The following is a 20,397-nucleotide window of genomic DNA, read 5'->3' as shown; positions in this document are numbered from 1 at the left end:
CGAGCCGCCCTAATACATTTTGTGAACTGCCGGCCCTCAATGCCGATGCCGATGATGCACATCCGGAAAATGCGCATGGCTATGCCGCATCACACTATGAACGTGCACATGGCTATGCGGCTGCGCCGGGTCCCACTCAAACCCGTGCTCATGCTGATGATGTTCATCATGCACATGCCGATGCCCATGTTCCGTCGCTTCATGCAGATGCTCATGGGCATGCCGCTCCGTCAGGTGCAGCCACACGCCCACGGCCATCAGCGCGGATGCAATCCAGAACGCCACCGTTACCGATTCCCCAAACATCAGCAGGGCAACAGCCGCGCCGAGGAACGGCGCCGTCGAGAAGTAAGCGCCCGTGCGTGCACTGCCCAACCCGCGTAACGCCAGCACAAACATGACCAGGCTGATGCCATACCCCAAAAACCCAACCAACAAGATCGGCGCCAGCTGTGCCACACCCGGTATCTGCGCGCCGAGGTAAAGCGCCAGGCTGCTATTCACCAGCCCGGCAATCAACCCTTTGGCTCCGGCGATAAACAGCGCGTCCGAGGCCGAGACCTTGCGCGTCAGGTTGTTATCAATCCCCCAGCACAAACAAGCTACCGCCACGGCGAGCGGCCCGGTCCAGTCGTGGCTGGCGCCGCCGCCGTCGGACCATGACAACACCACGCCGCCCAGCACGATCGCGAGCATGCCGAGGACGATGCGGCGGTCGGCGTTTTCTCTGAACACCAGCCAGGCGATCACGGCAGTCAGCACCGATTCAAGGTTGAGCATCAGGGAGGCGGTCGCGCCGGCGGTGCGCGTGAGGCCGAACATCAAGGCAACCGGGCCGAGGATGCCACCGAAGGCGATGGCGCCGAGCAGCCAGGGCCATTCAGCACGGGTCAGCCCGCTGGGTTTCCAGCCGCGATCACGGATAAGGCGCACGCAGGCCAGGCCTAGACCGCTGCCGAGGTAGAGCAGGCCGGCGAGCAGTACGGGCGAAAGGTTCAGGCCGAGGCTTTTGGCGAGCGGCGTGCTGGCGCCGAACAGGGCAGCAGCGGCGAGTGCGTAGAGAATACTGAGGTTCATGGGCCGTCCTCGAATGGTTGGCCCATGATACGTCGCTTGCCAGGGTCTGCGCCCTGACAACTTGATACTTACTGCGCGGTTTTCAGCTTGATCACATCACCCGAAATCTTGGTGGTGTAACCATTCAGTACCCAGGCCCAGAACCATTTTTCCTGCACTTGGGTGTTGATCAGCGCGTCGCCGCCTTTGGCCTTGATGGCGGCATCCTGGGCGCGCACGAAGCGGTTGTTCTGGCCGATCGGGATGACGCCGAGCAACATGATGCCGGTGGCACTGCCTTCACTGTGGCCCAAAACGGTGTATTGGCTGCTGTCGTACTGCGGGGATTTGATGGCGGTGCCGGTGCAGCCTGCGAGGGTGAAACCGAGAACAGCTGCTGCAACTACTTTACTGACGTACTTCACTGTGAAACTCCATGGACTGACCCTCGGGATTCAATTCTCGAGGGGGCGCTACTTTAATTCCTGCATTGGCAGATTGAAATCAATTACCCGGATGTTTCATTTTCACACCTGCACGTAAACCCACGCTGTAAGACCCGAAGCCAACGCCACGGACACGCGCTTATAGTCCGACACCTCATACGCATCCGCTGCCGCCAGTTCCTGCTCGTTAATCTGAAAGACCATGCCTTCAACGCTGGCAGCCTTTTCCTCGGTGCGCGCGACAATCGGGTGATGGGTCTTGCCGCTGGTGGCGAGCACTTGCGGGTCGGTAATTTCTATCCAGCTTTGCGCATAGCCGAGCATGGCGTCGTGATGGCCGACCAGTTCCCGGCCGAAGTTGGCGAGTTGCACGGCTTTGTCCTGCAAGGTGCCGTAGGAAAACAGCAGCACGGGAAATTGGGTGGAGCGTTCCATGGATGTTCCTTAAGCGAGTAGGTCTTCGTAAAAAGCGCCGTAGGGCTTGCTCGGGTGGGCGATCTGGATTTCCAGAATCCACAGCCCGGCATTCGGGTAATGCTCGAAATCGCCCAGGTCGCCGCCGCGATGGATGGCATGGGGGAAGTCGCTGACGCGGTGGCCTTTGATGTCGAGGTTCAAACGCCAGCCCATGGCTTGGGCTTGCTCTTGGGCGTAGCGGTAAAGCTCAAGGCCCGCCACGTGGTCATTTTTCCAGCGTGATTGTACGCGGTCGAACAGTGCCTTGGCGGCGTTGGCGCAGGCGATCATGTCCGCGTCGTTGCCAACGGTGAAGGTGGCACCGGCGTCGCCTTCATGGCCTTGCCACACGGCGCCCATGTCGATGAGGAAGATATCGTTTTCAGCCAGCACCGGGTCGCCTTCGGAGCGTTGGTTGAAAGCCTTGAGGGTGTTGGCGCCGAAACGCACCAGCAGCGGGTGCCAGATGCGTTGCATATCGAGCTCAGTGAGTACCTGTTTGCCCAGCTCGCGAGCCTCGGATTCAAGCATGCCGGGGCGGATGCGTTGGGCGAGGTGTTCGATGGCTTGCCAGGTCATGGCTTGGGCGTAGCGCATGGCGTCGATGCTGTAGGCGGCGCCCACGGCTTCTTTGGGTTGTGCAGTCACCGGTGTTCCCTCGCAGTCAGGCTGTGCTGGTCGTTATGCGTTTTACTATATAGCGATGCCGAGATGGAACCCAACCGTTAAAACACCACAGATCAAATGTGGGAGCTGGCTTGCCTGCGATGGCGGTGGTTCAGCAAACAGTGATGTTGCCTGACCCACCGCCATCGCAGGCAAGCCAGCTCCCACATGCTGTCAGAGGTGCAGCCAGGCCAGGCTACCCAGCACCATCGCCACTCCACCTGCGGTGTAGGACAGGCGCTTGAGCCACTCTTTACGCGTCAACAACGTAATCGCCGCCAACGAAATCGCGATCTGAATCGCGGTCATTGCCTGTGCCCAGCGGTGATGCTGGTGCAGTGCCTCTTCGGATTTCTGGTCCCATTCCTTGGATGTCGCCTCAAGCTTCTCGGCCTGTTTGCGCACCTCCTCCTTCTGGCCCTTGTAGCGCTCGATTTCGTCCTTGTAATGCGCGGCATCTACACCCGGAATATGCGTGGCCAGCTCCGCCAGGTTCTGGCGGCTGGATTTGGCCTGGTAGTAGTTCCACTGGTTGGCGGCTTCGGTCTTGATGATGGCGGCGTTGTTCTTGTCCATGGCCGCTTCGCTTTCGGTGGAGCCGGCCTGGTAGCTGAGCATGGCACCCAGGGTGGCCATCAACGCGGTCATTACGGCGATGCGGCTGGCGAAATTGTCACCGCGCCCGTGCGCATGTTCGGTGGTGTGTTCGATGTGTTTTTCGTGGGGGCTGGGGACTTCGAAGGCTTCGGACATGGGGGCGTCTATGAAGGGACTGAGGGAGACTGATTCTTTACCAGTGAAGCTGTCTCAATCCTGTACGTAACGCTGCAAACCTTGCACCAGCGCGTCGAATGTCACCCGGCAGCGCGGGCTGTTGCGCAGGTCTTCGTGCATGGTCACCCAGGTGTCCAATTTGAGCGCAAAGCCATCGGGCAGTACTCGGCGCAAACGCGGGTCGCGCTTGGCCAGTTGCACCTGGCAGCCGCCGATACCGGCACCGGCGCGGATCAGCGCCAATTGCGCCAGGTCGCTGTCGCTGCTGATGGCGAAGGCGCTGCGTTCAAAGCCCTTGATCGCCAGGCTGCGGATAAACGCGTTTTCCTGGTCGAAGCCGATCACTGAATGGCCAGCCAGGTCTTGCATCTGCAAAGGGACGCCCTGCAGTTGCAGGTAATCGTCGCGGGCGTGCAGTCCCACTTCGATCAGGCCGACGCGCTGCGCCAGCAGTTGCTCCTGGCTGGGGCGGACCATGCGCACGGCGATGTCGGCCTCCAATTGCAGCAGGTCGCTGAGGCGGTTGGTCAGCACCAGTTCAACCCGCAAGTGCGGGTGCTCGCGGCGCAATTGGGTGATGATCGGCGGCAGTACTTCCACGCCGACCACCTCGCTGGCCGACACCCGCACCACCCCGCGCACTTCATCGCCGTGGGCAGACGCGGCGCGCTCCAGGGCCGCGGCGGTGCGTTCCATGGTTTCGGCATGGGCGCGCAAGGTGTGGGCCACCGCCGTCGGCAACAGCCCGGCAGGCGAACGGGTAAACAGCACCACGCCCAGTTCGGCTTCGAGCGCAGCGATGTGCCGGCCCACCGTAGGCTGTGTGATACCGAGCTGCCGCGCGGCACCCGATAACGATCGCTCCTTGAGTACGCCAAGGAACGACCGGTAAAGCTCCCATCCAATAGTCGATGCCATGCATAAATGTATAGCGGCAGGATGGTCTTCGGCAATTTATCTATAGCAAGGCTGCACACACAATGGCCTCACCAACTAATGTAGGAGAAGGTCATGAGCAAGGTTCTGGTGCTGGGGGCAACCGGCGGGATCGGCGGTGAAGTGGCGCGGCAACTGCACGCGGCAGGCTGGGAGGTGTGTGCACTGACGCGGGATGTGGGCAAGGCGCGCCGCGCGAATGCCGACTTTTCCTGGATCGAGGGCGACGCGCTCAACCGTGATGAGGTACGCGCGGCGGCCCGTGGTTGTGCGGTGATCGTACATGCCGTCAACCCACCGGGTTACCGCAATTGGGCTGAGCTGGTCATGCCGATGATCGACAACAGCATTGCGGCGGCCATCGCCGAGGGCGCGACGATTGTGTTGCCGGGCACGGTCTACAACTTCGGGCCGGATGTGTTTCCGGTGCTGTATGAAGATTCGCCGCAGCACCCGCAAACGCGCAAGGGGGCTATCCGCGTACAACTCGAGCAGCGTCTGGAACAGGCGTCCCGCCGTGGCGCCCGTGTGTTGATTGTGCGCGCCGGGGATTTTTTCGGCGCTCGGGTGGCCAACAACTGGTTTGCCCAAGGCTTGATCAAGCCCGGTAAACCGGTACACGCCATCAGTTATCCGGGCGCACCGGGTGTGGCGCATCAATGGGCTTATTTGCCGGATGTGGCGCGCACCATGGTCGAGTTGCTTGAACGCCGGTCAACCCTGGAGGCTTTTGCGCGCTTTCATATGGCCGGGCATATGGACACGGATGGCACGCAGATGACCCAGGCGATCCAGCAGGTGGTGTTGCGCAGGACGGGCCAGCAACCACGCGTAGGTCGTTTCCCATGGTGGTTGCTGAAAGTGGCCGCGCCCTTTGTCGTCACCCTTCGCGAAATGCAGGAGATGCGTTACCTGTGGCAAACCCCATTGCGTCTGGATAACCAGCGCTTGGTCGCGGCTTTGGGGCGCGAGCCGCACACGCCGCTGGAGCAGGCGGTGGAAGCTACGTTGCTCGGTCTGGGGTGTTTGCCTGACGCTGTCTGATCAAGCGTACATACACCGCACTGTTGATCAGCAACACCACGGCGCCCAGCCCCAGTTGAATCTGTGGGGTCAGCCCGGCCGGGTAGATCAGCGTAAGAATGTAATGCTCGATAAAACCGCCGCCATAACCGTCCTGCCCGGCGAGGTGGCGCAGCATGTTCTCCCAGCGGGTCAGCGGGCAGGGCAGGTGGAACACTTCCACCGCCACGCCCCAGGCCGCGGCGGGCAGGTGCAGCCACATCACCGGCCGCCACTTGAGGGCCAGCAACCCGCCAAACAGCACGAACAGGATAAAACACAGGTGGAACAGCACCAGGCTGTCGGCGGCAATGCGATAGAGCATGAAGAGGTTCGCTTTTATCAGGGCTGGCGTTGAGTTTGCAGGTAGTCGATAAACACGCGCAGCTTTTTCGGTGTGTTGCTGCGGTTGAAGTCATACAAGTACAGCGCATTGTGGGCACCTTGAATAGCGCCGCAGGGTGGAGGGCCGCCAAGGTTGCTTACCTACGCTGTAGGCCGCTATTGTGCTGAAACCTTTTAGTCCTTCCCCAAGGTGCTGTTGCGATGAATGTACCGCGTACTCCAGTCGGTCCGATCAAGGCCGTGATTTTCGATATGGACGGGTTGTTGCTGGACACTGAAGGTATCTACACCGAAGTCACACAGATTATCGCCGAACGCTACGGCCGCACCTACGACTGGGGCATCAAGCAGCACATCATCGGCCGGGGCGCTCAGGACCTGGCTGAATATGTGGTGAAGGCGCTGGACTTGCCGATCACCCCGGCAGAGTTTCTGCTGATTCGCGAACCGCTGATGAGCGAGCGTTTCCCCAAAGCCCTGGGCATGCCGGGTGCCGAAGCGCTGGTGCGGCACCTGAAGGCGCACAATATCCCGATTGCCGTGGGCACCAGTTCGTCGCGCAATTCGTTTGGCCACAAGACCACCTTGCACCGTGAGTGGTTTGGCTTGTTCGGCACCATCGTCACGGCGGATGACCCAGAAGTGGGTGCCGCCAAACCCGCGCCGGATATCTTCCTCACTGCCGCCCGCCGCTTGGGTGTCGCGCCCGAGGATTGCCTGGTGTTCGAAGACTCGCCGTTTGGCGTGACCGCCGCCAAGGCCGCTAACATGACTGCCATCGCCGTGCCCGATGAGGCCATGGCCGACAGCAAGTACCAGCATGCCGACCAGATCATCCGCAAGCTGGCGGACTTCGACCTGGCGGCCTACGGCTTGCCACCAATGTCCTGACCCAACACGGTCAAAAAAATGTGGGAGCTGGCTTGCCTGCGATGGCGTCCTCAAGATCGCCATCGCAGGCAAGCCAGCTCCCACATTTGGTTATGCGCTGAAACCACCATCAATGGTCAAGCTCGCGCCCGTGATGTAACCCGCCTCCGGGCCAGCCAGATACGCCACGAAGCTGGCAATCTCCTCGACCTGCCCATACCGCCCAACCGCCATCAACCCAATCAAACTCGCTGCAAACTCACTGTCTGCCGGGTTCATATCGGTATCCACCGGCCCAGGCTGCACATTGTTTATGGTGATGCCACGCGGTCCCAGATCCCGTGCCAAGCCCTTGGTCAACCCCACCAGCGCCGCCTTGCTCATTGCATACGGCCCACCACCGCCAAACGGCATGCGCTCGGCATTGGTGCTGCCGATATTGATCACGCGGCCGCCTTCACCCATGTGTTTGGCCGCTTCCTGAGTGGCGATAAATACACTGCGCACATTGATCGTCAGGGTCTGGTCGAAGTCTTCCAGCTTGAAATCTTCCAGTGGCGCGATGGCCAGCACGCCGGCGTTGTTCACCAGGATATCCAGGCGCCCAAAGGCTTCGACGGTGGCGTTGACGGCGTTGCGAATCGCCGTGGCATCGGCACTGTCGGCCTGAATGGCCAAGGCTTTGCCGCCTGCGCTGATCACGCTGTTTTGCAGTGCCTCGGCCTTGGCGGCAGAGCTGACGTAGGTAAAAGCAACGGCTGCACCTTGCGCTGCCAGACGTTTGACGATGGCGGCGCCAATACCGCGGGAACCGCCCTGGATCAATGCAACTTTGCCGCTGAGATTGTGTGTGGTCATGTCGTTCTCCAAGTAGTTGATGGACCGAGTATCGGCCTCACCCACCCAAGCCGGTAGACCGTGATTGCTATAGTCTGTGTAAACCAAAAGTTTAGAGTGGTCGATATGGAGAGCTTTGGCAGTATCGAATGTTTTGTGCGCAGCGCCGAAGGTGGCAGCTTTGCCGAAGCCGCCCGGCATCTGAGTTTGACCCCGGCGGCAGTCGGTAAAAGCGTCGCGAAGCTGGAAGCACGCCTGGGTGTTCGGCTGTTTCAGCGTAGCACCCGGCGGCTGACGCTGACGGAAGCCGGCAAGCTGTTTCTCGAAGAAGTCAGCGCCAGTCTCACCACCATCCAGAATGCCGTGGCTAACTTGGCCAGCGCCGAAGGGCGGCCGGTGGGCACCTTGAAAGTCAGCATGGGCACGGTGGTGGGGTGTTTGTACATCGTGCCGTTGCTGGGCGAGTTTCTGAAGCGCTTCCCGGGTATCAGCCCCGACTGGCATTTTGATAACCGTCAGGTCGATCTGATTGGGCAGGGCTTTGACGCCGCACTGGGCGGTGGGTTTGAGCTGCCTCAGGGGGTGGTCGCACGCAAGCTCGCGCCGGCGCATCGAGTGCTGGTGGCCTCGCCCGATTACCTGACGGCACATGCGGAGGTTGTGCAGCCGGCAGACCTTGAGCACTGCGATGGCATCCTGATTCGTTCGCCACAAACCGGCCGTGTGCGTTCCTGGCAACTGACCGGTCGCCACGGCGAGCACGGCCCGTTGAACCTCAAGGCGCGCATGACCATGAGCGATTCCCAGGCGGCCTGCGTCGCGGCAGACCAGGGGTTGGGCATTGCGCTGGTGAGCATGCCGTTTGCCGTGCCTTGGCTGGCGAGCGGTAAATTGGTACGCGTACTGCCCGATTGGTATGTCGACGACGGCAACATCTCTATCTATTACGCTGAACACAAACTGCTGCCCGGCAAGACCCGAGCATTTGTCGACTTCATCATCGAGCAGTTTGCCGAGCAGAAGCTGGGGCAAGCATTCAGCGCGATTTGATCACTACCATCTACCGAGTCGCGGCCATCGTCTGTAGTAAGGCGCCCGTTGTGGCGAGCAGGCTTGCCCTGCGTTGGGCTGCGAAGCAGCCCCAAATCCAGGCGCTGAGTACTTTCAGAAGGAACTTCAGTGTGTTTACTGGGGCCGCTGCGCAGCCCAACGCAGGGCAAGCCTGCTCGCCACAGGAGAATATGGATGCCTTCAGCGGTGGCCTGGCCAGCCGATCACCTTCTTCGGCCGTGGTGTTGCGTAAGTCCTGATCTTCGACGTCGACAACCCCAGGCGCACCAGCGATTCGGCAATGGTTACCGCCGCCGTGACGCCATCCACCACCGGCACGCCGGTACGCTGGCGAATCTGCTCATCCAGCCCGGCCATGCCGCCGCAGCCCAGGCAGATCACTTCGGCCTTGTCGTCGCGAATGGCCAGCTCCGCCTCGCGCACGATGGCTTCCATGGCGGCCAGCGGGTCCTCTTCCAGCTCCAGCACCGCCATGCCGCTGGCGCGCACCGAGGCGCAGCGTTGATAGAGACCTGCGAGTTTCAGGCGGTCTTCGATCAACGGCACGGTGCGGTCCAGGGTGGTGACCACCGAATAGGCATGGCCCAGAAACATCGCCGTGCTGGCCGCCGCTTCGGTGATGTCTACCACCGGCACGTTGAGCAATTCCTGCAAGCCTTCACGGCCATGTTCGCCGTAGCCGGCCTGGATCACCGCATCAAACGGTTGGTCGTAGGCCATCACCCGGTCCATCACGGCGATGGCGGCCAGGTAGCTTTCAAAGTTGCCTTCCACCGATTCGGCGCCAAAGTACGGGGTAAGCCCGACGATTTCGGTGCCTGGTGAAGCCACAGCCCGCGCCTGCTGGGCGATGGTGTCGGTGATTGACGCGGTGGTGTTGACGTTGACCACGAGGATGCGCATGGAATGTCCTTGATTAATGACTGGCGTTATCGACTGCAATGCTTTCGCCGCTGACATCGGCGTAGAACGTTTGGCGCTTGGCGATCAGCAAGTACAACAGCCCTGCAATACCGGCGCCAAACAGCCAGGAAAACGGTGCGACGCTGGCAAAACCGGGTAACAGTGCCAGCAGAATGGCGATGATTGCCGCAGGAATAAACGCCGCGACCGCGCGTAAATTGACCCCACGGCTGTAGTAATAAACGCCATTCGGGTCTTCGCTATACAGTTGCAGTACATCCACCTGGCTTTTACGGATCAGCCAATAATCGACCATGATCACCCCATACAACGGCCCCAGCAGCGCACCCAGCCCGGAGAGGAAATACACGATCACCAGCGGGCTGTTGTAGAGGTTCCACGGCAGGATCAGCACCGCCACGGTGGCGCTGATCAGCCCGGCCCGCCGGAAGTTCAGGTACTTGGGCGCCAGGTTGCTGAGCACAAAGGCTGGCGCGACAAAGTTGGCCATGATGTTCACCGCCACGGTAACGATCAGGAACGCCAGGCAGCCGAGCACGAGAAAGAAGGTATTGGGGATGGCCGCAATGATTTCGGTCGGGCTTTCGATCACCCGGCCATTGAGCTGGAATTGCCCGCCGCAGAGCAACACGGTGATCGCGGCAAACACCAGGATATTTACCGGCAAACCCCAGAAGTTACCGACCAGGATGGTCTTGCGGCACGGCGAGGAGCGCGCGAAATCGCAAAAATTGAGGATCAGCGTGCCATAGATGCTCAGCCACAGCGCGCCACCGGCAAAGATGTTGCGCCACATCTCGCCGCCGCTCAAAGGCTCGCGGATCGACCAGGCAATATTGCCGCCGACCTGGAAGTACATCCAACCGGCCAGCGAAGCCACGGTCACCAGAATCACCGGCCCGGCGAAGGCTTCATAGCGGCGCACCATTTCCATGCCGTACGCCAGGATCGCCAGTTGCACAAACCAGATCGTGATGAAACACGCCCAACCCAAGGTCGACAGGCCGAGAATGGAGTTGTGGTCATAGTCGGAAAATCCTGGATGAATTGCCGACAGCAACACACGGAAAACCACCGAGGCCAGGTAGGTCTGGATACCAAACCAGGCAATCGCAATCACCGCACGGATCAACGCCGGGATCTGCGCACCATGGATGCCGAAACTGATACGACTGATCACCGGAAACGGCACGCCGGTTTTCTGGCCCATAAACCCCGACAAGTTCATGAAGAAATACACCAGCGCTGCGCCGATCCCCAGGGACAGCAGAATCTGCCAGCCGCCGAGGCCCAGCGCATACAGGCCGATGGCAAACGAATAGTTGGCGATGTTGTGCACGTCGTTGGTCCACAACGCGAAGATGCTGTAGCGCCCCCAGCGTCGTCCTTCGGCTTTGGTGGGGGCCAGGTCCTTGTTGTGCAGGCGCGGGCTGAGCACCAATGGGCCGGGGCTTGCGGCCTCGAGGTTCAGGGCGGAGGAGGGCAGATCCAGTGCGATGTCATTCGAGAGGCTTGTACGCATTCCGGCAGGCTCCGGCGCATCTGCAGGAACGCTGCAGATGGCAAAGTGTATGTATGTTTTGTATTTATTGTATACAAAGAGCAATTCACCTTAAGCCACATGCGTGCCAGTTTTGGGTCTATGAAAATCAGTGCTAATTTCGTTTTTATAGGTTTGTTAAATAAATTGCTGAATTAAAAGCAATATAAATTGACCGATTGAACAGGTATTTATTTTTTGTGGGGAGGCGCTTTATTTTAGAGGGAAGCAGCGTTAGGAAATGAGTGTTACGTTTTGGTGCGGGAGAATACGGATTGCACACATAAATGGCACTTATGGTTACATTAGTGTGTACATTTCTATGGGCTGCCCAAAACAAAATGTGGGAGCGGGCTTGCCCGCGAAGGCGGCCTCTCAGCCGACTTATAAGTGACTGATCCACCGCAATCGCGGGCAAGCCCGCTCCCACATTTTTACCGCGTCAGCCCTCAAGCCTTGCTGATGATATTCCCGGCATGCAGCCCGCATTCCTTCTGCGTGGCTTCTTCCCACCACCAGCGGCCTTCGCGCTCATGCTGGTTAGGCAATACCGGGCGGGTGCAGGGCTCGCAGCCGATGCTGATAAAACCGCGCTCATGCAGGCTGTTGTAGGGCAGCTCCAGCATGCGGATGTAGCCCCAGACTTCCTCGCTGGTCATCTGCGCCAGCGGGTTGAATTTGTACAGGGTGCGCTCCGGGGTGGAGAACGCTGTATCGATCTCCAGCGCCGCCACCTGGCTGCGGGTGCCGGGGCTCTGGTCGCGCCGTTGGCCGGTGGCCCAGGCGTTTACGCCGGACAGTTTGCGCCGCAGCGGTTCGATCTTGCGCACGCCGCAGCATTCACCATGGCCGTCTTTATAGAAGCTGAAAAGGCCCTTTTCCTTGACGAAGGGTTCCAGCTTGCTCTGGTCCGGCGAGATCAGCTCGATGTCGATTTTGTAGAAGTCGCGCACCTGCTCGATAAACCGGTAGGTCTCCGGGTGCAGACGGCCGGTGTCGAGGCTGAACACCTTGACGTTCTTGTTCAGCTTCCAAGCCATATCGACCAGCACCACATCCTCGGCACCGCTGAAGGAAATCCACAGGTCATCACCAAACTGGCTGAATGCCAGCTTGAGAATGTCCTGAGCGGATTTGTTGGCATAAGTCGCGGCGAGTTCAGCGACGTCGAAGGCTTGGTTCATCAGGACGGTTCCTACAGGTCAGTGGCGCTGAGCGCTCTATAGGGGAGTGATGGTATCAAAATCCGCTCTGCGTTGCGGCGCCGCGCTTGAATCGCTAGAGTTCGGCAGTCCTTTTGCTCGCTCAACTAACAACATCCAATAGGAGTGTCTTGTGGAAATTGCCTGTCTCGACCTGGAAGGGGTACTGGTTCCGGAAATCTGGATCGCCTTCGCCGAAAAAACCGGTATTGAATCCCTGCGGGCAACCACCCGTGACATTCCCGATTACGACGTGTTGATGAAGCAGCGTCTGCGCATTCTTGACGAGCATGGCCTCAAACTCGCCGATATCCAGGAAGTAATCGCGACCCTCAAGCCGCTGGACGGCGCCATCGAGTTCGTCAACTGGTTGCGCGAACGCTTCCAGGTGGTGATTCTGTCGGACACCTTCTACGAATTCTCCCAGCCGTTGATGCGCCAGTTGGGTTTCCCGACCTTGTTGTGCCACCGCCTGATCACTGATGAAAATGATCGAGTGGTGAGCTATCAACTGCGTCAGAAAGACCCTAAGCGCCAATCCGTGCTGGCGTTCAAGACCCTTTACTACCGCGTGATCGCCGCTGGCGATTCCTACAACGACACCACGATGCTGGGTGAAGCTGACCGTGGGATTCTGTTCCATGCGCCAGAAAACGTGATTCGCGAGTTCCCGCAGTTCCCGGCGGTGCATACCTTTGAGGACTTGAAGAAAGCGTTCATCAAAGCGTCGAATCGGCAGTTGAGCCTGTAAGTGACTCAGTGCTGTTGATGGCCCCATCGCAGGCAAGCCAGCTCCCACACTGAATGCGGTCAACCTGTGGGAGTTGGCTTGCCTGCGATGAGGCCCGTGCGGCCACTGCCTAAACCCCGGCCAGTAACCGCTCATATGGAATGCTCAAGCCTTCATGCAGCCGCTTGATCATCGACAGGCTCAGCTTGCGCTTGTGGTTCAGCACCTCTGACACCCGCCCACTGGTGCCGATAAAGGGCTCCAGATCACGGGCAGTCATGCCTAATTGCTCCATGCGAAATCTGATCGCCTCCACTGGGTCCGAAGGCGGCATGGGAAAGTGTTCCGCCTCGTATTTCTCAATAAGCACGGCAAGAATTTCCAGCTCGTCACCCTCTGGCGAGCCAATGTCCGCGCCCCAGAGCTGCTCCACACGCACAAGCGCAGCGGTCAGGTCTTCCTGGGAATGAATAGGTTTGATGTTCATCACACGGTCTCCGCGTTTATCTGGTCGTACTGCATATGGGTTCCCACGAAACGCACGAACCCCAGCTGTCGTTGATAGTCGATCGCCATGATCACTCGATACTTGTTGCCGCCCACGTTGAAAACAACTCTGCCGCCCTTGAGAATGCTCGCCGTTCCAAGCTCTGCCTTGAGTGCCTGTGGCGTTGTGTAAGTGGTCCTCTCCATATGGCGATACAGTTCGACCAGCGGTGTTTTGGCATCGGTATGAGCGCGATGGCTTTCCCAGAATGTCCTTAAGGTAGAGAGGGCGATTATCCGCATCGCTGCGCCCTCCCAATTTGGGAGATATTAGGTGGGGTTCGTGTGAGATGCAATCCCGGAAATAATTTCTGACGAGTAGGCATTCGCTTCATGTGATCCTTCACAGGTGGCGGGTGGACGGTCTGAGCCGGACGCTATCCGCCCGCTCATACTGCGTCCACAGCCGTTCTGATTCAGGTTTTTTCTGTCACTGGGCGCCGCGTACGAGCGCCAGGAAAGGCGGGGTGCTACAGGTTTTCCAAAGTGTGTAACAAGACCCGCACCTTGGTCAGTGACTCTTGATACTCCGCCTCCCACTCCGAATCCGCCACGATCCCGCCACCGCCCCAGCAGTTCACGTGCCCATCCTTGACCAGCAAACTGCGGATGGCGATGGAGCTGTCCATCTCGCCGCGTACATCCAGATACACCAGCGAGCCGCAGTACAACCCGCGTCGGGTCGGCTCCAGCTCATCGATGATCTGCATTGCGCGAATCTTCGGCGCGCCGGTGATGGAGCCGCCAGGGAAGCTGCCGGCGATCAGGTCGAGGGCGTCTTTGTCGTCGGCCAGCACCCCCGTCACGCTGCTCACCAAATGGTGCACATTGGGATAACTTTCCAGGCTGAACAACTCCGGCACTTTCACCGAGCCGGTGCGGCAGGTGCGGCCGAGATCATTGCGCAGCAGGTCGACGATCATCAGGTTTTCGGCGCGATCCTTGGCGCTGGCCAGAAGTTCGGCGGCGTTGGCGGCGTCTTCTTCTGGCGTCAAACCCCGCGGGCGGGTGCCTTTGATTGGGCGGGTTTCGACCTGGCGTTTGCTGATCTGCACGAAGCGTTCCGGCGACAGACTGAGTACCGCGCCGTCATCGGGCAGGCTCTGAAACCCGGAAAACGGGGTAGGGCAGGCCTCGCGCAACGCGCAATACGCCACCCAGGGATCGCCGCTACAGGGCGCGCGAAAACGTTGCGCAAAGTTGACCTGGTAGCAGTCGCCCGCCTGGATGTAGTCCTGAATACGCGCGATGGCCTGTCGGTAGGCCTCGGGCGTGAGCTCCGGTGCCATGGGACCGTTGAGCTTGAAGGTGTCAGATGATTCAGCAGCAGGTTGCCCGAACAGGTTGACCAACCGCAGCCGTTCGCTGTCGGCCAGCGTGGGGTGAAAGACCAACTGGCTGGTCTGTGCCTGGTGATCGCTGATCAGCGCCCAGGCATACAGCCCGAAGCGCGCATCCGGCAGGTGCAGGTCATCCACTGCCCAATCAGGCATTTGCTCCAAGTGCCGGCCAAAGTCATAACTCAAGTAGCCAATCAGGCCGCCAGCAAACGGTAGCGCATAACCTGCAGGCAGATCCGCTTCGCCCAACTGCGTCAGGTTGGTCCGCAAGCGTTGCAGGAAATCACCGCCACTTTCGTCAGGCGCAACCGTCAATGTCGCTCGCGGCCAGGCGCTGAGCAGGTCATAACGCCCGCGTTCGGCAGCCGGGCGGCCACTGTCGAGCAGCACTGCGCCAGGGGCATGACGAATCGCCGCAAAGTAGTCGGCGGGGTTGGTCCGGTAGGGCAGCGGGTGTACGGAGCAGGTCGACATTGCAGGGTGGATCAGCTGTTGGCGTGGGGGTGGCGATTGTAGTCCCCTGAAGGGTTTGGTCCTAGAGGGGATGTCGGTGATAGCTAGATAGAGGTGTTGCTTGTCAGAAAGCTATCGCAGGCAAACCAGCGCCCACTGGTTGATCGCGTTCTCATGTGGGAGCCGGCTTGCCTGCGATGAGGCCATCAGCCTTCTACCGCAGGAATATGCCCAAACATTTCCTGCACAAACTTCACCCGTTCTTCCGCAGTTTCGGTCACGCCAGCCGCTTTGAGTTCGTCCAGTCGCGCTTCAACCGCATGGGTACGCAACGTCAAACCGCAGTCGTTAGCGATCTGGATATTCAGCCCCGGTCGCGCATTCAGCTCCAGGATCAACGGACCTTTTTCCTGGTCCAGCACCATGTCCACGCCGATATAGCCCAGCCCGCACAGCTCATAGCAGCCGGCCGCGAGCTTCATGAACCCGTCCCAGTTGGGCAGTTGCACGCCATCCACCGCGTTGGTGGTGTCGGGGTGTTTGGTGATGATGTTGTTCAGCCAGGTGCCGCGCAGTGTCAGGCCGGTGGCGAGGTCCACACCCACGCCAATCGCGCCCTGGTGCAGGTTGGCCTTGCCGCCGGACTGGCGGGTCGGCAGACGCAGCATGGCCATCACCGGGTAGCCCATCAGCACGATAATGCGGATATCCGGCACGCCTTCGTAGCTGATGCTCTTGAAGATCTGGTCGGGCACCACGCGGTATTCGATCAGTGCGCGGTCGCGGTGGCCGCCCAGGGAGTACAAACCGGTGAGGATGCTGGAGATCTGGTGCTCGATTTCTTCATGGCTGATGATCTTGCCGGACACCGTGCGGTAGCGCCCTTCAAACCGGTCGGCTACCACCAGGATGCCATCACCGCCGGCACCCTGGGCCGGTTTGATCACGAAGTCGCTGCGCCCGCCGATGATCTCGTCGAGCTTGTCGATTTCCTTCTCGGTGGAAATGATCCCGTACATCTCGGGCACATGGATGCCCGCCGCAATCGCCCGTTCCTTGGTGATGATCTTGTCATCTACGATCGGGTACAGGCTGCGCTTGTTGTACTTGAGCACGTAGTCGGCGTTACGCCGGTTGATGCCCATGATCCCTCGTGCTTCGAGGGCCTTCCAGGTTTTCCAGAAGCCGAACATTACGAATCAGCCTTGAGGAAGGCCTTGAAACGCACCAGCTCGGTCAGGCGATAGCCGCGATAGCGACCCATGGCCAGCATGAAACCCACCAGGATCAACAGGATGGCCGGGAAGGTGAACACAAAGTAGACCAGCTCCGGCACGCTCATGATGATGTGCGCCAGGGCGGCGGCGAACAGTGTGCCCACGGCCACTTTCAACGCATGGTTGGCGCCACGTTCTTCCCAGGTGATCGACAGGCGCTCGATGGTCATGGTCAGAATCACCATCGGGAACAGTGCTACCGACAACCCGCGTTCCAGGCCCAGCTTGTGGCTGAACAGGCTGATGGCCGCAATCAGCACCACCACAAAGGTCAGCACCACCGAGAGCCTCGGCAGCATCTGCAGCTTCAAGTGTTCCAGGTACGATCTGAGCGACAGGCCCAGCGCGGTGATGATAGTAAACAGCGCAATGCCGAAGCCCAATTGCGTCTCGCGAAACGCCAGGGCGATCAGTACCGGGGTGAAGGTGCCCAGGGTTTGCAGGCCGATCAGGTTGCGCAGGATCAGAATCACCAGCACGCCGATGGGGATCATTACCATGATCATGAAAGTTTGCTGGGTTTGCAGCGGCAGGCCGTACAACGAGTATTCGAGGAAATTGGCGTCGGTGTTTTCGTCCGTCAGCTTGGCCAGGCGAATCGCGTTCATCTCGCTGTTGTTGAGGCTGAAGGTCACTGCGGCCTTCTTGCCGCCATCCACCGTGATCAGGTTTTCATCGCCGGTCCACCACAGCAGCCGGTCGGACGGCAGGCCTTGCTCGCCGGTTTCCGGGTTGAAGTACAGCCAGTCATTGCCGTTGAAGCTGCGCAACCACAGTTCCGGAGTTTGCGGCTGGTCGGCGACTAGCCGGATGGTGTGGACTTTTTCCACCGGCACATGGGCGATGGACAGCAACAGTTCGACGATCTTGGCTTTGTGTGGCGTGGACGGGTCGCCCGCCAGCAATAGCTTTACATTGTCGTCGTTGAGGTTGTTGGTGCGCTTGATCGCCTCGGTGATAAAGGTCTCGACGTCGGCCGAATGCTGGCGGATCGGCGCCAGCAGGGCTTCGGCGGCGATTTTTTCCGGGCCTTCCACAGCGATGCTGTCACGGAAGGTCGGGCCTTTGACCTTGACCTTTTCACCGCTGTAGCGCTTGGTCAGCACCAGGCGGTAATACAGGGTCTGCTTGCCTTTGGCCCGGCGCGCCGACCAGGTGACCTTGCGGTTGCCGTCGGTGCGGTTGACGCTCACGCCGTAGTTATTGGAAATAAAGCTTTCATTGAGACTGACGAAGTCGCGGCTCAGGGGCGGCACGAACATCGAGATCTTCACCGGGTCCTTGGGGTTGGCGACGAACTCGACCTTGGCGTCGATGTTCCACAGGTCGTCGGTGGCGTCTTCGGTGACGGGAATTCCCAGCACGAAAATCTGATAGGCGGTGACCGAAATACCCAACACCACCAGGATGGTGATCAGGATTCTCAGGTGCAGGGTCAGAGAGCGCATTCGGTTTACTCGGCGGTATGAGCGTCGGCGGCGCAGGCGGGTTTGCCCGCTGCGTATTTAAGACTGGGGTCGACCAGCGCATCAAAGCGTTTCAACGCTTCGGAGCCGATCAGCAGCGGGTATTGGAAGGCGCTGCGGTCAGTCAAGTTCACTTCGATGCTGCGTAAAGCGGTGCCCATGCAGATATCCAGGGAGATCACTGGGCGGGCGGTGTAGTTCTTGTCCTCATCGGGGTCGTAGTCACCGGCGCGGCGCTTGATCTTGCTGACGCGGGCCAGGGGGCGTTCGATGGGGTGGGAATGGGCGGTGTCGATGGCGAGATAAAAGCGTACCCAGGATTCGCCGTCGCGCTTGAAACGCTTGATATCGCGGGCGCTCAACGAGGCAGTCTTGGCGCCGGTGTCGAGTTTGGCGGCGACTTCCAGGTCGATGCCGGCCAATTTGGCGTATTCATTCAGGCCATACACGGTCTTCTCGGCGGCAACGCCAAGGCCAGGTATGCACAGTAGGCAAATAAGAAGGAAGGGCTTGAGTCTCATAGATCCTGACGCGGTGCAGTGCGATGTTTAATTCAAGGCGACTGGCATTGCTGCGCAAACTCCCTCGTGCGCCGTTTCATCAAGTGATGTCAGGCAAAAGCGGCGGGCATTCTAACATGATGCTTTTCTGGCGCCAGCGCTGGCAGGCGGCCATGCCCAGCGAAGGTGCGGCAAGGGTTATTAGATGATTGTCGACAATATGGATTTATTCTTTGACTAATAAGGCTTGATTGGCTAGTTTTTGCGACATTGCTTTTAAAGGTGTCGACAATATGCTGGATCAGCTGGAAACTCCGGTGGTGTCGCAAGACGATTCCCAGACCATGTCAGAGAACGTCTTCCGGCGTATCCAGGCCGCCATCGTCAAGGGTGAAATCGCTCCCGGCAGCAAGATCTCCGAACCGGAACTGGCGCGCACCTACGGCATCAGCCGTGGCCCGTTGCGTGAGGCTATCCACCGCCTCGAAGGTCAGCGCCTGCTGGTGCGTGTGCCTCATGTGGGCGCAAGAGTGGTGTCCTTGAGCCATGCCGAGCTGATCGAACTGTATGAAATCCGCGAGTCCCTGGAAGGCATGGCCTGCCGCCTGGCCGCCGAGCGCATGACCGACGCCGAAATCGAAGAGCTGCGCCAGGTGTTGCACACCCATGAGCGCGACGAAGCGTTTCAGGCGGGCCTGGGCTACTACCAGCAGGAGGGCGACTTCGATTTTCATTACCGGATAATTCAAGGCGCCGGTAACCGCACCCTTACCCAAATGCTCTGCGGCGAGCTGTACCAATTGGTGCGTATGTACCGCATCCAGTTCTCCGCCACCCCGAATCGTCCACGCCAGGCTTTTGCCGAGCATCACCGCATTCTTGACGCGATTGCCGATCGCGACGGTGAACTGGCCGAGTTGTTGATGCGCCGCCATATCGGCGCTTCCAAACGCAATATTGCCCGTCATTTCCCGGACGGCGCTCCTTCATCACGAGGTGAGTCATGAGTTCCAACAATAAAACCACTCCAGGCCAGCGTTTTCGTGACGCCGTTGCCAGCGAACAGCCCTTGCAGGTGGTTGGCGCAATCAATGCCAACCACGCGCTGCTGGCTAAGCGTGCCGGTTTCAAGGCGATTTATCTGTCAGGCGGCGGCGTAGCTGCCGGTTCCCTGGGCGTGCCGGACTTGGGCATCACCGGCCTGGACGACGTACTCACCGACGTACGCCGCATCACCGACGTGTGCGACCTGCCGCTGCTGGTCGACGTCGACACCGGTTTCGGCTCCTCGGCCTTTAACGTGGCGCGCACCGTCAAGTCGATGATCAAGTTCGGCGCCGCCGCCATCCATATCGAAGACCAGGTCGGCGCCAAGCGTTGCGGGCATCGCCCGAACAAAGAAATCGTGTCCCAGCAGGAAATGGTCGACCGCATCAAGGCCGCCGTAGACGCGCGCACCGATGACAGCTTCGTGATCATGGCGCGCACCGACGCGCTGGCGGTTGAAGGTTTGGAGTCGGCGCTGGAGCGTGCCGCCGCCTGCATCGAAGCCGGTGCCGACATGGTGTTCCCGGAAGCCATCACTGAGCTGGAGATGTACAAGCTCTTCGCGTCAAAGGTTAAAGCTCCGATCCTGGCCAACATCACCGAGTTCGGTGCAACCCCTCTCTACACAGTCGATCAACTGAAATCTGCCGATGTTTCCATCGTGCTGTACCCGCTCTCGGCTTTCCGCGCCATGAACAAGGCTGCCGAGAACGTCTACACCGCGATTCGTCGCGACGGTACGCAACAGAACGTCATCGACACCATGCAAACCCGCATGGAGCTTTACGATCGCATCGACTACCACACCTTCGAGCAGAAGCTCGACGCGCTGTTCGCCGCGAAAAAGTAACGA

General features: G+C 59.7%; 23 protein-coding genes. 6 read left to right on the top strand and 17 right to left on the bottom strand.

The window, feature by feature from the left end; all coding sequences use genetic code 11:
• Window positions 1-36 precede the first annotated feature (36 nt).
• The 6 genes from HBO23_RS20020 to HBO23_RS19995 form a co-directional block, all read right to left on the bottom strand.
• On the bottom strand, window positions 37-1,077 hold the full coding sequence (locus HBO23_RS20020) for a DMT family transporter (RefSeq protein WP_170039311.1): 1,041 nt from the start codon (window positions 1,075-1,077) through the stop codon (window positions 37-39).
• A 68-nt stretch (window positions 1,078-1,145) separates the two neighbouring features.
• The gene (locus HBO23_RS20015) at window positions 1,146-1,481 is read right to left on the bottom strand and encodes a hypothetical protein (RefSeq protein ID WP_017138311.1); all 336 of its coding nucleotides are present in this window, start codon (window positions 1,479-1,481) and stop codon (window positions 1,146-1,148) included.
• 102 nt (window positions 1,482-1,583) lie between these two features.
• Window positions 1,584-1,937: a gamma-glutamylcyclotransferase family protein gene (locus HBO23_RS20010; RefSeq protein ID WP_170039309.1), complete on the bottom strand. Its 354-nt coding sequence runs from the start codon at window positions 1,935-1,937 to the stop codon at window positions 1,584-1,586.
• A 9-nt stretch (window positions 1,938-1,946) separates the two neighbouring features.
• Complete coding sequence (locus HBO23_RS20005; RefSeq protein ID WP_017138309.1) at window positions 1,947-2,606, bottom strand: M24 family metallopeptidase; 660 nt, start codon at window positions 2,604-2,606, stop codon at window positions 1,947-1,949.
• 192 nt (window positions 2,607-2,798) lie between these two features.
• The gene (locus HBO23_RS20000; RefSeq protein WP_017134636.1) at window positions 2,799-3,377 is read right to left on the bottom strand and encodes a DUF4337 domain-containing protein; all 579 of its coding nucleotides are present in this window, start codon (window positions 3,375-3,377) and stop codon (window positions 2,799-2,801) included.
• Window positions 3,378-3,431: 54 nt separating this feature from the next.
• A complete protein-coding gene (locus HBO23_RS19995) occupies window positions 3,432-4,316 on the bottom strand; it encodes a LysR family transcriptional regulator (protein ID WP_170039307.1) in 885 nt (294 codons plus the stop codon).
• Between the two features lie 93 nt (window positions 4,317-4,409).
• Between HBO23_RS19995 and HBO23_RS19990 the strand changes: the two genes are divergently transcribed.
• Window positions 4,410-5,378 (top strand): NAD-dependent epimerase/dehydratase family protein, encoded by a 969-nt coding sequence (locus HBO23_RS19990; RefSeq protein WP_170039305.1) that lies wholly within the window; start codon window positions 4,410-4,412, stop codon window positions 5,376-5,378.
• Here HBO23_RS19990 and HBO23_RS19985 read toward each other — a convergent pair.
• Window positions 5,338-5,721, bottom strand: a complete 384-nt coding sequence (locus HBO23_RS19985) for a DUF2784 domain-containing protein (RefSeq protein ID WP_138453754.1) — start codon at window positions 5,719-5,721, stop codon at window positions 5,338-5,340. The two genes, HBO23_RS19990 and HBO23_RS19985, sit on opposite strands and share 41 nt — an antisense overlap.
• A 221-nt stretch (window positions 5,722-5,942) precedes the next feature.
• Here HBO23_RS19985 and HBO23_RS19980 point away from each other — a divergent pair, with 221 nt between their 5' ends.
• Window positions 5,943-6,632, top strand: coding sequence for an HAD-IA family hydrolase (locus tag HBO23_RS19980; RefSeq protein ID WP_017134640.1), 690 nt, complete (start codon window positions 5,943-5,945; stop codon window positions 6,630-6,632).
• 90 nt (window positions 6,633-6,722) lie between these two features.
• Here the strand turns inward: HBO23_RS19980 and HBO23_RS19975 are convergent, their stop codons facing one another.
• The gene (locus HBO23_RS19975) at window positions 6,723-7,469 is read right to left on the bottom strand and encodes a 3-oxoacyl-ACP reductase family protein (RefSeq protein WP_169984990.1); all 747 of its coding nucleotides are present in this window, start codon (window positions 7,467-7,469) and stop codon (window positions 6,723-6,725) included.
• 105 nt (window positions 7,470-7,574) lie between these two features.
• Between HBO23_RS19975 and HBO23_RS19970 the strand changes: the two genes are divergently transcribed.
• Window positions 7,575-8,498 carry a LysR family transcriptional regulator gene (locus tag HBO23_RS19970; protein WP_017134730.1) on the top strand — a complete coding sequence of 308 codons (924 nt, stop codon included), beginning with the start codon at window positions 7,575-7,577 and terminating at the stop codon, window positions 8,496-8,498.
• A 201-nt stretch (window positions 8,499-8,699) separates the two neighbouring features.
• On the opposite strand, the gene HBO23_RS19965 is transcribed toward HBO23_RS19970, so the two are convergent.
• From HBO23_RS19965 to HBO23_RS19955, 3 genes are all read right to left on the bottom strand, one after another.
• Window positions 8,700-9,422, bottom strand: coding sequence for an aspartate/glutamate racemase family protein (locus HBO23_RS19965; RefSeq protein ID WP_099548786.1), 723 nt, complete (start codon window positions 9,420-9,422; stop codon window positions 8,700-8,702).
• 13 nt (window positions 9,423-9,435) lie between these two features.
• A complete protein-coding gene (locus HBO23_RS19960; RefSeq protein ID WP_099548787.1) occupies window positions 9,436-10,965 on the bottom strand; it encodes an NCS1 family nucleobase:cation symporter-1 in 1,530 nt (509 codons plus the stop codon).
• Between the two features lie 467 nt (window positions 10,966-11,432).
• The gene (locus HBO23_RS19955; protein ID WP_017134733.1) at window positions 11,433-12,167 is read right to left on the bottom strand and encodes a phosphoadenylyl-sulfate reductase; all 735 of its coding nucleotides are present in this window, start codon (window positions 12,165-12,167) and stop codon (window positions 11,433-11,435) included.
• Between the two features lie 151 nt (window positions 12,168-12,318).
• On the opposite strand from HBO23_RS19955, the gene thrH reads away from it, so the two are divergent.
• The gene (gene thrH, locus HBO23_RS19950; RefSeq protein ID WP_017134734.1) at window positions 12,319-12,936 is read left to right on the top strand and encodes a bifunctional phosphoserine phosphatase/homoserine phosphotransferase ThrH; all 618 of its coding nucleotides are present in this window, start codon (window positions 12,319-12,321) and stop codon (window positions 12,934-12,936) included.
• A gap of 109 nt (window positions 12,937-13,045) precedes the next feature.
• Here the strand turns inward: thrH and HBO23_RS19945 are convergent, their stop codons facing one another.
• The 6 genes from HBO23_RS19945 to HBO23_RS19920 form a co-directional block, all read right to left on the bottom strand.
• Window positions 13,046-13,402, bottom strand: a complete 357-nt coding sequence (locus tag HBO23_RS19945) for a transcriptional regulator (protein ID WP_017134735.1) — start codon at window positions 13,400-13,402, stop codon at window positions 13,046-13,048.
• A complete protein-coding gene (locus tag HBO23_RS19940) occupies window positions 13,402-13,704 on the bottom strand; it encodes a type II toxin-antitoxin system HigB family toxin (protein ID WP_017134736.1) in 303 nt (100 codons plus the stop codon). The genes HBO23_RS19945 and HBO23_RS19940 overlap by 1 nt, the downstream gene beginning before the upstream one ends.
• Window positions 13,705-13,931: 227 nt before the next feature.
• Window positions 13,932-15,275 (bottom strand): aminodeoxychorismate synthase component I, encoded by a 1,344-nt coding sequence (pabB, locus tag HBO23_RS19935; protein WP_170039303.1) that lies wholly within the window; start codon window positions 15,273-15,275, stop codon window positions 13,932-13,934.
• A 185-nt stretch (window positions 15,276-15,460) separates the two neighbouring features.
• Window positions 15,461-16,447, bottom strand: coding sequence for an alpha-L-glutamate ligase-like protein (locus HBO23_RS19930; RefSeq protein ID WP_017134738.1), 987 nt, complete (start codon window positions 16,445-16,447; stop codon window positions 15,461-15,463).
• Window positions 16,447-17,979 carry an inactive transglutaminase family protein gene (locus tag HBO23_RS19925; protein WP_017134739.1) on the bottom strand — a complete coding sequence of 511 codons (1,533 nt, stop codon included), beginning with the start codon at window positions 17,977-17,979 and terminating at the stop codon, window positions 16,447-16,449. The genes HBO23_RS19930 and HBO23_RS19925 overlap by 1 nt, the downstream gene beginning before the upstream one ends.
• Before the next feature lie 5 nt (window positions 17,980-17,984).
• Window positions 17,985-18,518: an ATP-dependent zinc protease gene (locus tag HBO23_RS19920; protein ID WP_017134740.1), complete on the bottom strand. Its 534-nt coding sequence runs from the start codon at window positions 18,516-18,518 to the stop codon at window positions 17,985-17,987.
• A 272-nt stretch (window positions 18,519-18,790) separates the two neighbouring features.
• On the opposite strand from HBO23_RS19920, the gene HBO23_RS19915 reads away from it, so the two are divergent.
• Both HBO23_RS19915 and prpB read left to right on the top strand, forming a co-directional pair.
• A complete protein-coding gene (locus HBO23_RS19915; RefSeq protein WP_017134741.1) occupies window positions 18,791-19,504 on the top strand; it encodes a GntR family transcriptional regulator in 714 nt (237 codons plus the stop codon).
• The gene (gene prpB, locus HBO23_RS19910; RefSeq protein WP_017134742.1) at window positions 19,501-20,394 is read left to right on the top strand and encodes a methylisocitrate lyase; all 894 of its coding nucleotides are present in this window, start codon (window positions 19,501-19,503) and stop codon (window positions 20,392-20,394) included. Before HBO23_RS19915 ends, prpB begins: the two co-directional genes overlap by 4 nt.
• Window positions 20,395-20,397 lie beyond the last annotated feature (3 nt).

Source organism: Pseudomonas sp. WS 5532 (genome assembly GCF_012985445.1).
GTDB lineage: Bacteria > Pseudomonadota > Gammaproteobacteria > Pseudomonadales > Pseudomonadaceae > Aquipseudomonas > Aquipseudomonas edaphica.
The sequence above is the reverse complement of the archived record's forward strand: the minus strand, read 5'-3'. Positions and strand labels throughout refer to the sequence as shown.